Here is a 12,486-nt window from a genome sequence, read left to right as displayed (position 1 = left end):
AGCGCCGCCCGGGAAATGAATCCGGACGGCGATCGGTTGGTACTGGCGGCAGACCGTCGTCAAGACCGGGAGAAAGCAGATGACCGTCCAGGACGAGACCACCGTCGAGAGTGGCATCCTCCTCACCGATGCCGCCGCGGCCAAGGTCAAGGGCCTGCTGGAGCAGGAGGGCCGCGACGACCTTGCGCTGCGCGTCGCCGTCCAGCCCGGCGGCTGCTCCGGCCTGCGTTACCAGCTCTTCTTCGACGAGCGTTCGCTCGACGGCGATGTGGTCAAGGACTTCAACGGTGTCAAGGTCGTCACCGACCGCATGAGCGCCCCGTACCTGGGTGGTGCGACCGTCGACTTCGTGGACACCATCGAGAAGCAGGGCTTCACGATCGACAACCCGAACGCCACCGGCTCCTGCGCCTGCGGCGACTCGTTCAGCTAGTCGGCAGACGGCGAAGGCGGCTCCGGATCCTCCGGGGCCGCCTTCGCCGTTCCTGCGGGCCGGGCCCCGGCTACCGCCCGGCGACGTCCGGGCCGGCCCCGTCCGGGTTCGGCCCGGCGGCCGCGTCGGTCTCCAGCGGCACGGCCTGGCCGTTCGAGGCGTCGAACACCGTCCGCCCGGCGAGCGGCTGCTTCAGATCGGCAGCCACGGTCTGCCGCTTGGCGAGCTCGGCGCAGCTCTGGCCGGCCGGCATCGGCGCCGCCAGCGTCACCCGCACGTCCACCCGGCCAGGCTTGGACTCGTCGGCCTTCAGCGCGTAGCGCTCGCAGATCCCGCCGTAGAACCAGACCGTCAACCGGTTGCCGTCCACCCGGTAGGTGATCGCCGGGCGCACCGCGGGCTTGCCGTTCGGATCCGGCTCGCCGACCGCGATGCCCTCGCGCGGCGGGGTGGGCGCCGGCGTCGGCGTCAGCGCCGGTACCGGCGGGACGGAGCCCGGCGTGGGGCTCGCCGGCCGGGGGTCGGGGGCGGTCACCGAGGGATCGGCCGACGGGGGCGCCACCGGGGCGGAGGCGGACGGCGCCGCCGGGGAGGCCGGAGCGGTGGGGGAGGCCGCGGTGCTCGCGGACGCCGTCGAGGAGCGGGTGGCCGACTCCGCGGCGGACTTGCCGCCGTCGCCGTCGCACCCGGCCACCGCGACGGCCGCCGCCAGCACCAGGGCGGCCACCGCCGCCGTCCGCCGCCCGCGCGGGCGGTCAGCGCGCGCGCCGCTCGTACGCCGGGGCATCGGCTCCAGATCCGTCAGGTCCATCTGTCCATCCTCCCGAGGGCTCAGCGGCACCGCCTCGGCGGCCGCACCGCGCGGATGTGACGTGGCCCGGACGGATCCGGTTCCCGTGGTTCCCGCCCGGCCCCCGCCGAGCCCCCCGTGCCCCCTTGGACGGCCCCGGGGGACCCGGCCCGCAGGACCGGCCTACATCCCGTACTCGGCCATGCCCGCGACCAGGCGCTGCGCCCCGGACGGGACGCGGAAGCCGGCCGGCGCGGGGGCGCTGGGCTCGGGGCCGGTCGCCAGCAGCGGCCAGAACCGCCGCAGCTGCCGGGAGGAGTCCACCAGCGCGTCCAGGGTCTCGCCGTCGGCATCGCCCCGCAGGGCGGCCGGAACACGCATCGGGTGCTGACTGGGCATCATCGGCCATGGCTCCGATCCAGGCTGCCGCGGCGGCGCTGCCGCGGCTCGGTCGGGGCCGGACCGGCCCCTGCCAGCGACCCTAGGCCGACCACCGGACCCCCACCAGGGCTACCCGGGGGTAGTACACGTTCGAGGGCGGGGGGTGCCAACTGCGGCGGTATTGCCGTCGTGCGCCCCGTCCCGGGTACCGTGGGTGGGTTCGCCCCCTGCTTTCCGTGGCCATGCCGCCATCCTGAGGAGACCTCCCGTGCGTATCGCCGTCGCCGGCTCGATCGCCACCGACCACCTGATGACGTTCCCCGGCCGGTTCGCCGACCAGCTCGTCGCAGAGCAGCTGCACACCGTGTCGCTGTCCTTCCTGGTCGACACCCTGGACATCCGCCGTGGCGGTGTCGCCCCGAACATCGCGTTCGGCATGGGCGTCCTCGGGCTCCGCCCGATCCTGGTCGGTGCGGCCGGCGCGGACTTCTCCGAGTACCGCAGCTGGCTGGAGCGCAACAACGTGGACTGCCAGTCCGTCCACATCTCCGAGACCCGGCACACCGCCCGCTTCATGTGCACCACGGACGAGGACCACAACCAGATCGCGTCGTTCTACACCGGCGCCATGGCGGAGGCCCGCAACATCGAGCTCAAGCCGATCGCCGACCGCGTCGGCGGCCTGGACCTCGTGCTGATCGGCGCGGACGACCCGCAGGCCATGGTGCGCCACACCCAGGAGTGCCGTACCCGCGGCTACGCCTTCGCCGCCGACCCGTCCCAGCAGCTGGCCCGCCTGGACGGCGACGACATCCGGGAGATCGTCGACGGCGCCGCGTACCTGTTCACCAACGAGTACGAGGCCGCGCTGATCGAGACCAAGACCGGCTGGGACGCGGAGGAGATCCTCACCCGCGTCGGCACCCGGATCACCACCCTCGGCAGCAAGGGCGTCCGGATCGACCGCAAGGGCGAGCCGCCGGTGCTGGTCGGCTGCGCCCCCGAGGAGAGCAAGACCGACCCGACCGGCGTCGGCGACGCCTTCCGGGCCGGCTTCCTGGCGGGCCTCTCCTGGGAGCTGGAGCTCGAGCGCGCGGCCCAGCTGGGCTGCATGCTCGCCACCCTGGTGATCGAGACCGTCGGCACCCAGGAGTACGAGCTGCGCCCGTCGGCCTTCCTGAAGCGCTTCGAGGCCGCCTACGGCGCCGACGCCGCCGCCGAGATCCGGGCCCACCTGGTCAAGTAGCGGTCCGGCCGGTCCGGTCCGCCCCGGGGGGAGCCTTCGGGCGGACCGGTCAGGCGCACCGGTCAGGCGGACCGCCGGACCAGGTAGGCCGCGCCCCGGTCGGCGCCGTAGTCGCCGGCCGGGGCCTCGCCCACGTACTCCTGGCCGCGCATCCCGCACCAGGCCGGGATGTCCAGCCGGGCCGCCTCGTCATCGGACAGCACCGCGACGGTGCCGCCCGGGGGGACGTCGCCGATCCGCTTGGCCAGCTCGATCACCGGCAGCGGGCACCGCTTGCCGAGCGCGTCGATCACCAGGTCGGCGGCCGGCCCCGGAGCCTGCGCGGCCTCCGGCGCCGCCCCGGCGGCCCCGGCGCCCGCCGGCGCGGGCAGGTCCAGCCCGAGCGGGGCGCGGACGCCGGCCACCAGGCCGGGCAGCACGGCCAGGAACCGCTCCACGTCCTCCTCCGCCGCTCCGAACGGCAGCGACACCCGGACGTTCCCCTCGGTGAGCACGCCCATCGCCGCCAGCACGTGGCTCGGCGTCAGGGTGGACGAGGTGCAGGAGGAGCCCGAGGAGACGGCGAAGCCGGCCCGGTCCAGCTCGGTCAGCAGCACCTCGCCGTCGACGTACAGGCAGGAGAACGTGACGAGGTGCGGGAGCCGCCGTACCGGGTCGCCGACCACCTCCACCTCGGGCACCAGCCGCGGCACCGCCGTCCGGATCCGTTCCACCAGGGCGTGCAGCCGGGCGTTCTCCCGCTCGGCCTCGGCCCGCACGGCCCGCAGCGAGGCGGCCGCGGCCACGATCGCGGGGACGTTGACGTACCCCGGCACCCGGCCGCGCTCACGCTCGTCGGCCGGCAGCGGCGAGGCGTAGCGGACGCCCTTGCGCACCGCCAGGACGCCGACCCCGGCCGGGCCGCCCCACTTGTGCGCGCTCGCCGCCAGCAGCGACCAGCCGGCCGGGACGTCCACACGGCCGGCGCTCTGCGCCGCGTCCACCAGCAGCGGCACGTCCGCGCACCGCTCGGCGACCTCCGCCACCGGCTGGACCGTGCCCACCTCGTGGTTGGCGGACTGCAGCACGGCCAGTGCGGTGTCCGGCCGCAGCGCGGCCGCGAACGCCTCGGGGGAGACCCGCCCGTACCGGTCGACCGGGACGGCCGTCACCGAGCCGCCGGCCGCTTCTCCGCCGGCCTCCGGCCGGGGCGACGCCCACCGCTCGGCGGTGTGCAGCACGCTGGAGTGCTCGACCGCCGAGTGCACCAGGTGCGAGCCGCGCCGCCGGTTGCCGGCCAGCGCGCCGAGCATCCCGAGCTGCACGGCCTGGGTCCCGCTGGGGGTGAAGGAGATCTCGTCGGCCCGGGCACCGAGCACCTCGGCGACGGTCTCCCGGGCGGCGTCCAGCAGCATCCGCGCCTGCCGGCCGGAGCGGTAGAGCCGGGCCGGGTCGGCCCAGCCCTCGTCCAGGGCGGCGGTCAGCGCCTGCCGCGCGACGGGGTGGAGCGGTGCGGTGGAGGCCACATCGAAGTACACGGTCACATTTAACGACACTCCCGGCCGCGTTCCGGTCCGGCCGCTCCACTCACCGGCCGTCAGTCGATCAACCCGAATGTCCGATTCGTCCGCACCGGACGGGCCGTCACCACGTTGTTCGAGGTCATCCCCCGATCGGGCGTAAGGGCCTCGAATGCCTACGATGACCTGCGACGCAGCCCTTGCCGGGCCTGATCGGGCGACCGGGCGGCGCGTTACCGGGACCTGCCCGTCAGCAGCGCATAAGGCTGGAGTAGGGTTTGGCCCGCATAAGCATTCAAACCGTGCCCGTGGTCGGGTCGCCGGGGAGGTCCAATCCTCTCCGGGGCGACGCGAAGGCGGGCGAGACTTCGGGAAGGCGCTACGTGAGTCCCAACGGCTCCGACCGCTCGCCGCGGCGCACGATGCGGCGGAAGCTGCCTCAGGCGCTGGCACTGGGCCTCGTCATCGCGACCGCCACCGGCTGCTCGGCCAACGACCTCCCCAGGCTTGGCATGCCAAGCCCCGTCACCGAGGAAGGGCCGCTGGTCCTCCACATGTGGCAGGGGTCCTGGATCGCGGCACTGGTGGTCGGCGCACTGATGTGGGGTCTGATCATCTGGAGCGTGATCTTCCACCGGCGCAGCCGCACCGGCGTGGAGATCCCCCCGCAGACCCGGTACAACGTGCCCATCGAGGCGCTTTACACCGCGGTCCCCATCATCATCGTCTCGGTCCTCTTCTACTTCGTCGCCCGCGACGAGACGAGGCTGACCGCCATCTCCGCCAAGCCGCAGCACACGGTCAACGTGGTCGGCTTCCAGTGGAGCTGGGCGTTCAACTACGAGAACACCGAGACGCCCGACCCGGCCAACAAGGACGCCGCCTACGACGTGGGCACGCCGGCCGATGTGCCGACCCTGTACCTGCCGGTCAACGAGTCGGTGAAGTTCGTCCTGACCTCCCGGGACGTCATCCACGACTTCTGGCCCGTCAACTTCCTGATGAAGATGGACGTCGTCCCGGGCGTGGTGAACCAGTTCGAGGTCACCCCGAACGTCAAGGGCGAGTACATGGGCAAGTGCGCCGAGCTCTGCGGCACCGACCACTCGCGCATGCTGTTCAACGTCAAGGTCGTCGACCGTGCCGACTACGACAAGCACCTGGCGGAGCTGCGGGCCAAGGGCCAGACCGGCGCGGTGCCCTCCGGCATCACGACCATGGGAAGTGAAGAGAAGTGACCATCCTCAACGAGCCCGCCGCGGCTGGCGGGGGCGCCGGGGCCGTCACGGTCGGGGCGCAGCGGACCCGCAAGCCGGGTTCCACCATCATCAAGTGGCTGACCACCACCGACCACAAGACGATCGGCACCCTGTACCTGGGCACGTCGTTCGCCTTCTTCCTGATCGGCGGCATCCTCGCGCTGGTCATGCGCGCCGAGCTCGCCCGTCCCGGGACCCAGATCCTGTCGAACGAGCAGTTCAACCAGGCGTTCACGATGCACGGCACGATCATGCTGCTGATGTTCGCGACGCCGCTCTTCGCCGGCTTCGCGAACTGGATCATGCCGCTCCAGATCGGCGCCCCGGACGTGGCGTTCCCGCGTCTGAACATGTTCGCGTACTGGCTGTACCTGTTCGGCTCGACCATCGCGGTGGCCGGCTTCGTCACCCCGCAGGGTGCGGCCGACTTCGGCTGGTTCGCCTACTCCCCGCTGTCGGACGCCGTCCGCTCGCCGGGTGTCGGCGCCGACATGTGGATCATGGGTCTGGCCTTCTCCGGCTTCGGCACGATCCTCGGCGCGGTCAACTTCATCACCACGATCATCTGCATGCGCGCGCCCGGCATGACGATGTTCCGGATGTCGATCTTCGTCTGGAACGTCCTGCTGACCGCCGTGCTGGTCCTGCTGGCCTTCCCGGTGCTGGCCGCCGCGCTGTTCGCCCTGGAGGCGGACCGCAAGTTCGGGGCACACGTCTTCGATCCGGCCAACGGTGGAGCGCTGCTCTGGCAGCACCTCTTCTGGTTCTTCGGCCACCCCGAGGTGTACATCATCGCGCTGCCGTTCTTCGGCATCGTGTCGGAGATCGTCCCGGTCTTCAGCCGCAAGCCGATGTTCGGCTACTCCGGCCTGATCGCGGCCACCATCGCGATCGCCGGTCTGTCCGTGACGGTGTGGGCGCACCACATGTACGTCACCGGCCAGGTGCTGCTGCCGTTCTTCTCCTTCATGACCTTCCTGATCGCGGTCCCGACCGGTGTGAAGTTCTTCAACTGGGTCGGCACCATGTGGAAGGGCTCGCTGAGCTTCGAGACCCCGATGCTCTGGACGGTCGGCTTCCTGGTGACCTTCCTCTTCGGCGGTCTGACGGGTGTTCTGCTCGCCTCCCCGCCGATCGACTTCCACGTCTCGGACTCGTACTTCGTCGTCGCCCACTTCCACTACGTGGTCTTCGGCACCGTCGTCTTCGCGATGTTCGCCGGCTTCCACTTCTGGTGGCCGAAGATGACCGGCAAGATGCTCGACGAGCGCCTCGGCCGGATCACCTTCTGGACGCTGTTCATCGGCTTCCACGCCACCTTCCTGGTGCAGCACTGGCTCGGCGCGGAGGGCATGCCCCGCCGCTACGCCGACTACCTCGCCTCGGACGGTTTCACCACCCTGAACACCGTCTCGACCATCGGCTCGTTCCTGCTCGGTCTGTCGATCCTGCCGTTCCTCTACAACGTCTGGAAGACCGCCAAGTACGGCGAGAAGATCGAGGTCGACGACCCGTGGGGCTACGGCCGCTCGCTGGAGTGGGCGACCTCCTGCCCGCCGCCGCGGCACAACTTCCTCACCCTCCCGCGGATCCGCTCCGAATCCCCGGCCTTCGACCTCCACCACCCGGAGATCGCCGCGCTGGACTACCTGGAGAACCACGGTGAGCCGGCCAAGCACCTCGCCGGTGTGACCCCGGCGAAGTACGACAACCCGCAGCTGGGCAAGGGCAAGAAGGAGGGCGACGCCTGATGAAGGAACAGGGAAAGATCTTCCTCGGCCTGGCGGTCTTCGTCCTCGCGATGGCGATCACCTACGGTCTGTGGACCAACAACTCGGACCTCGGCATCGAGGCGGCCGGTACCACGGCGCTCTTCCTGGCGTTCGCCCTCTGTGCCTTCATCGGGTACTACCTCGCCTTCACCGCCCGCCGGGTGGACAGCGGCGCGGGTGACAACCCCGAGGCCGAGGTCGCCGACGACGCCGGCGAGCTGGGCTTCTTCGCCCCGCACAGCTGGCAGCCGCTCTCGCTCGCGATCGGTGGCGCGCTCGCCTTCATGGGCGTGATCTTCGGTTGGTGGCTGCTCTACTGGTCGATCCCGATCATCCTGATCGGCCTGTTCGGCTGGGTCTTCGAGTTCTACCGGGGCGAGAACCAGAACCAGTAGGTTCCGTCCCTCGCACAGGGCCGGGCATCCCGCACGGGGTGCCCGGCCCTGTTGCGTCCCCGGAGTGAGGCCCTCACTCCGCCGGCCCAACGGCGCTTCCCCCGGATGTCGCTCCGCAGCCCACCGTTCCTACGATCTGATCAATCGTGCGAACCCTCGGAGGCGGTCATGGCCGACAGGCGCGGAATCGCAGGTATAGGCAGCATCTCGCTGGCCCTCGCAGTGCTGGTCCCGCTGGCCGCCTGCACGTCGGGCGACAAGGACGACTCCGCCGGGGCCGTCCACAAGGTCGACGCGGCCCCGCTCGTCCACGTCTCGGCCGAGGGCAAGGTGGACCCGTCCCAGCCCGTCACGGTGACCGCCGTGGCCGGCAGCCGGCTCACCGACGTCACCGTGGTCGGCCCGGACGGCCGGGTGGTGGCCGGGACGCTCTCGCAGGACCAGCGCAGCTGGCAGACCACCGGGCGGCTGAAGGCGGCCACCGACTACACCGTCCGGATCGCCGCGGACGACGGCAAGGGCGGCCGCGGTGAGACCACCTCGGCCTTCTCCACCCAGGCCGCGCAGCGACTGCTGACGGCCAAGCTCGGCCCGGACTCCTCCGGCACCGGCCTCTACGGGGTCGGCCAGCCGCTCACCGTCCAGCTCTCCGAGGCGGTCAAGGACCCGCAGGCCCGCCAGGAGGTCGAGCGCGCCCTGACCGTCACCTCGCAGCCGGCCGTCACCGGCGGCTGGTACTGGGTGGACGACAAGAACCTGCACTTCCGCCCGCAGGAGTACTGGCCCGTCGGCACCACCGTCAGCCTGGTCTTCGGGGGCACCGGCAGCCGGATCGCGGACGGCCTCTACGGCGGCGACCGCGCCGCCCTGGCGCTGCGGATCGGGGAGCGGGTGGAGTCGGTGGTGGACGCCGCGGCCCACGAGCTCACCCTCAAGCGCAACGGCCAGGTGGTCCGGACGATCCCGGTGACCACCGGCAAGCCGGGCTTCGACACCCGCAACGGCGTCAAGGTGGTGCTCGGCCAGGAGCGCCAGGTGCGGATGAGCGGCGAGACGATCGGCATAGCCGCCGGCAGTTCGGAGTCGTACGACCTGAACGTCGAGTGGGCCACCCGGGTGACCTGGAGCGGCGAGTACGTGCACGCGGCGCCCTGGTCGGTGGGCTCGCAGGGCTCGGCGAACGTCAGCCACGGCTGTACGGGCATGAGCACCGAGAACGCCAAGTGGTTCTACGAGAACACCCGGATCGGCGACCTGGTCACGGTGGTCAACAGCCACGGCGCGACCATGGAGCCCTTCGGCAACGGCTTCGGCGACTGGAACGTGTCCTGGACCGACTGGGTCAAGCACAGCGCCCTCGGGCAGACCGTCAACACCACGGCGCCGGCCTCCCGGGCCCCCGCCGCCGGGATGATCCGCCCGGAGGTCTGAGCGCCGCGGACCGGGCGGGGCCGCCCCGCCCGGTCCGCGAGCCCGCCCGGTCCGCGCCCTCCTCCGTCCCGTCAGCCCTGCCGGTCCGGCTCCCCGTAGGCCAGCCGCAGGGCGGTCTGCGCGGCCGCCAGGGCGTCCGCCAGCGGGACCCCGAGGCGCCGGGCCCGCTCGGCGTACTCGGCGGCGGCCGCGGCGGCCAGCCGGTGACCGGTGTCCCCGGTCGCGGCGATCAGCGTCCCGCGCCGCCCGTGCGTCTCCACCACGCCGTCCGCCTCCAGCTCACGGTAGGCCCGCGCGACCGTCCCGGCCGCCACCCCGAGCTGCTCGGCCAGGGCCCGCACGGTGGGCAGCCGCAGCCCGGTCGGCAGCTCGCCGCTGCGGGCCCGGTCGGCGATCTGCGACCGGATCTGCTCGAACGGGGGAGTGGCGGCGGCGGGGTCGACGGACAGCTCCACGATGGCTCCTGACGAGGGGTGGCGGACGGACGGGAAAGCCCGAGGGCCGCCGACCAGAGGAGTTCTGGTCGGCGGCCCTCGGGGGTGACGCGGGGTGCGACGGGATCAGTGGTGGCCGTGGCCGCTGGTGATCTCGTGGTGCTCCTCGGAGGTGGGCTTGGGGATCTGGCTGCCCTCGCCGTAGAAGCCGCGGGAGAGCTTGGCCCGGGTGCGGGTGAGGACGCCGGCCCTGCGGGCCACGCCGTTCTCGTCCGTCTGGGCCGGCAGCTCGACCGGCTGGATCTGCTCGTGCGCGGTGAGCTTGTACAGGTCGGCCTGCGGCAGCTGCGCGTGGACCTCGACGAACTCGCCGTGCGGCAGGCGCTTGATGACGCCGGTCTCGCGGCCGTGCAGCACCTTCTCCTTGTCCCGGCGCTGGAGGCCGAGGCACCAGCGCTTGGTGACGATGAAGGTGAGGACCGGCACCACGAAGAAGCCCACGCGGACGAAGTACGTCACGTCGTTGAGCGACAGGTGCAGGTGGGTGGCGAAGAGGTCGTTGCCACCGGCGACCAGCAGGACCAGGTAGAGGCTGATCCAGGCGGCGCCGAGCGCGGTGCGGACCGGGGCGTTGCGCGGGCGGTCCAGGATGTGGTGCTCGCGCTTGTCACCGGTGATCCAGCCCTCGATGAACGGGTAGACCGCGATCGAGACCAGCACCAGCGGGAAGATCACCATCAGCGGGATGAAGACACCCAGGTTGAGGGTGTGGCCCCACAGGCCGATCTCCCAGCCCGGCATGACGCGGATCAGACCCTCGGAGAAGCCCATGTACCAGTCGGGCTGGGCGTCGGTGGACACCTGGTCCGGACGGTACGGGCCGTACGCCCAGATCGGGTTGATCGAGGCGATCGCCGAGACGGCCGCGATCAGACCGAACACCAGGAAGAAGAAGCCACCGGCCTTGGCCATGTAGACCGGCATCAGCGGCATGCCGACGACGTTCTTCTCGGTCTTGCCGGGGCCCGCCCACTGGGTGTGCTTGTGGTAGAAGACCAGGATCAGGTGGGCCACCAGCAGGCCCAGCATGATGCCCGGGATCAGCAGCACGTGGATGGTGAAGAACCGCGGCACGATGTCGTGGCCGGGGAACTCGCCCCCGAACAGGAACATCTGGATGTAGGTGCCGACCAGCGGGGTCGCCAGGACGGCGCCCTCCATGAACCGGATACCGGTGCCGGAGAGCAGGTCGTCGGGCAGCGAGTAGCCGAAGAAGCCGTCGAACATGCCCAGGACCAGCAGCAGGAAGCCGAAGACCCAGTTGATCTCGCGCGGCTTGCGGAACGCGCCGGTGAAGAACACGCGCATCATGTGCACGAGCATCGCGGCCACGAAGACCAGCGCGGCCCAGTGGTGGATCTGGCGGATCAGCAGACCGCCGCGGACCTCGAAGCTGATGTCGACGGTCGACGCGTACGCCTCGGACATCTGGATGCCCTTGAGCGGGACGTACGACCCGTCGTAGATCACCTCGCCCATGGAGGGCTTGAAGAACAGCGTCAGGTAGACGCCGGTCATGATGATGATGATGAAGGTGTAGAGGCAGATCTCGCCCAGCATGAAGGACCAGTGGTCCGGGAAGATCTTGCGCAGGTTGGCCTTGGCGAGGGAGTAGATCCCCAGCCGGCCGTCCGTCCAGTCAGCAGCGGCTTCCCACTTGTTGGCGGGGTTGGCACGCGTGCTGGCGGGCTTGGCGGCACCGGAGGTGGTGCTGCTCGCGCTACTCATCGAGCACGCTCCCAGTAGCTCGGGCCGACGGGCTCCTCGAAGTCGCCGGTGGCGACCAGGAAGCCCTTCTCGTCAGTGGTGATCTTCAGCTGCGGCAGCGGGTGGCCGGCCGGGCCGAAGATGACGCGCGCGCCGTCCGACAGGTCGAAGGTCGACTGGTGGCAGGGGCAGAGCGCGTGGTGGGTCTGCTGCTCGTAGAGGCTGATCGGGCAGCCGACGTGGGTGCAGATCTTCGAGTAGGCGAGGATGCCCTCGAAGCCCATCTCCCGGGACTTGTCGTCCTTGATGTCCTCCGGCGCGATGCGCACCAGCATCAGGGCGTCCTTGGCGATCTGCTGCTGGAAGTCCTCGTCGTGGACGTGCAGGCCCTCGGGCATCGCGAAGGTCAGCGACCCCGTGATGATGTCCTCGGCCTTCATCGGCAGGTTGGTGTTCATGTTGATGAGCTGCAGCGGCTTGGCCTCGGTGGCCTCGCGCCACCCGGTGTGCGCCAGCTTGTCCTCGGGCAGCGGGCCCAGGTCGCGCAGGAGCACCACACCGGACAGCGGCACCAGCGCCATCGAACCGATGAGGGTGTTGCGGATCATCTTGCGGCGGCCGAAGCCGGACTCCGCGGCACCCGTCTTGAACTGCTGGATGACGTCGGCACGGAGCTCGTCGTCGGCCTCGATCGGGTGACGCTCGGCCGGCAGCTCGTGGTCCGACATCAGGGTGCGGGCCCAGTGGACCGCGCCCGCGCCGATCATGAACAGGGCCAGGCCGAGGGTCATGCCCAGGGCGAAGTTCATCTCGCTGATGTGGCCGAGCGGCCAGACGAAGATGATCTTGTCCGGGTCGATGGCCACGAAGGACGCGATGAAGCCGATGGTGGCCAGCATCGAGACCACGAACATCAGCGAGACCTGGCGCTCGGCGCGCTTGGCGGCCCGCTCGTCGATGTCGGTGCGACGCGGTTCGTGGGCCGGCAGGCCCGGGTCGGCGAACGGGTCGCCGTGGGCGGCCACCTCGTGGTGCCCGGCGGAGCCGTGCGACTCCGGGAGCTTCTCTTCTGACATGTC

General features: G+C 71.0%; 12 protein-coding genes. 6 read left to right on the top strand and 6 right to left on the bottom strand.

All coding sequences use genetic code 11. From position 1 onward, the window contains the following. Positions 1-79: 79 nt before the first annotated feature. Positions 80-433: an iron-sulfur cluster insertion protein ErpA gene (gene erpA, locus MCM47_RS02435; RefSeq protein WP_238740463.1), complete on the top strand. Its 354-nt coding sequence runs from the start codon at positions 80-82 to the stop codon at positions 431-433. 70 nt (positions 434-503) lie between these two features. On the opposite strand, the gene MCM47_RS02430 is transcribed toward erpA, so the two are convergent. Then, on the bottom strand, positions 504-1,244 hold the full coding sequence (locus MCM47_RS02430; RefSeq protein WP_238740461.1) for a hypothetical protein: 741 nt from the start codon (positions 1,242-1,244) through the stop codon (positions 504-506). A 162-nt stretch (positions 1,245-1,406) separates the two neighbouring features. Next, a complete protein-coding gene (locus tag MCM47_RS02425; RefSeq protein WP_238740460.1) occupies positions 1,407-1,625 on the bottom strand; it encodes a hypothetical protein in 219 nt (72 codons plus the stop codon). A 247-nt stretch (positions 1,626-1,872) separates the two neighbouring features. Here MCM47_RS02425 and MCM47_RS02420 point away from each other — a divergent pair, with 247 nt between their 5' ends. Continuing rightward, positions 1,873-2,850 (top strand): carbohydrate kinase family protein, encoded by a 978-nt coding sequence (locus tag MCM47_RS02420; protein WP_238740458.1) that lies wholly within the window; start codon positions 1,873-1,875, stop codon positions 2,848-2,850. A gap of 62 nt (positions 2,851-2,912) precedes the next feature. Here the strand turns inward: MCM47_RS02420 and MCM47_RS02415 are convergent, their stop codons facing one another. Beyond that, a complete protein-coding gene (locus MCM47_RS02415; protein WP_238740456.1) occupies positions 2,913-4,367 on the bottom strand; it encodes an aminotransferase class V-fold PLP-dependent enzyme in 1,455 nt (484 codons plus the stop codon). A gap of 365 nt (positions 4,368-4,732) precedes the next feature. Between MCM47_RS02415 and coxB the strand changes: the two genes are divergently transcribed. From coxB to MCM47_RS02395, 4 genes are all read left to right on the top strand, one after another. Then, complete coding sequence (coxB, locus tag MCM47_RS02410; RefSeq protein WP_238740454.1) at positions 4,733-5,587, top strand: cytochrome c oxidase subunit II; 855 nt, start codon at positions 4,733-4,735, stop codon at positions 5,585-5,587. Further along, positions 5,584-7,359, top strand: a complete 1,776-nt coding sequence (gene ctaD, locus MCM47_RS02405; RefSeq protein ID WP_374209051.1) for a cytochrome c oxidase subunit I — start codon at positions 5,584-5,586, stop codon at positions 7,357-7,359. Before coxB ends, ctaD begins: the two co-directional genes overlap by 4 nt. After that, the gene (locus tag MCM47_RS02400) at positions 7,359-7,775 is read left to right on the top strand and encodes a cytochrome c oxidase subunit 4 (protein WP_238740452.1); all 417 of its coding nucleotides are present in this window, start codon (positions 7,359-7,361) and stop codon (positions 7,773-7,775) included. Before ctaD ends, MCM47_RS02400 begins: the two co-directional genes overlap by 1 nt. A 168-nt stretch (positions 7,776-7,943) precedes the next feature. Then, positions 7,944-9,206 (top strand): Ig-like domain-containing protein, encoded by a 1,263-nt coding sequence (locus tag MCM47_RS02395; protein ID WP_238740450.1) that lies wholly within the window; start codon positions 7,944-7,946, stop codon positions 9,204-9,206. Between the two features lie 71 nt (positions 9,207-9,277). Here the strand turns inward: MCM47_RS02395 and MCM47_RS02390 are convergent, their stop codons facing one another. The 3 genes from MCM47_RS02390 to MCM47_RS02380 form a co-directional block, all read right to left on the bottom strand. Next, complete coding sequence (locus MCM47_RS02390) at positions 9,278-9,661, bottom strand: GntR family transcriptional regulator (RefSeq protein ID WP_238740448.1); 384 nt, start codon at positions 9,659-9,661, stop codon at positions 9,278-9,280. 105 nt (positions 9,662-9,766) lie between these two features. After that, positions 9,767-11,428 (bottom strand): ubiquinol-cytochrome c reductase cytochrome b subunit, encoded by a 1,662-nt coding sequence (locus MCM47_RS02385; protein ID WP_238740446.1) that lies wholly within the window; start codon positions 11,426-11,428, stop codon positions 9,767-9,769. Beyond that, positions 11,425-12,483 carry a ubiquinol-cytochrome c reductase iron-sulfur subunit gene (locus MCM47_RS02380; protein ID WP_238740444.1) on the bottom strand — a complete coding sequence of 353 codons (1,059 nt, stop codon included), beginning with the start codon at positions 12,481-12,483 and terminating at the stop codon, positions 11,425-11,427. The genes MCM47_RS02385 and MCM47_RS02380 overlap by 4 nt, the downstream gene beginning before the upstream one ends. Positions 12,484-12,486: the final 3 nt, after the last annotated feature.

Origin of the sequence: Kitasatospora sp. A2-31, assembly GCF_022288725.1 — a bacterium.
GTDB lineage: Bacteria > Actinomycetota > Actinomycetes > Streptomycetales > Streptomycetaceae > Kitasatospora.
Note: the sequence above shows the minus strand (reverse complement) of the source record. Positions and strands in the feature narration are given on the sequence as shown.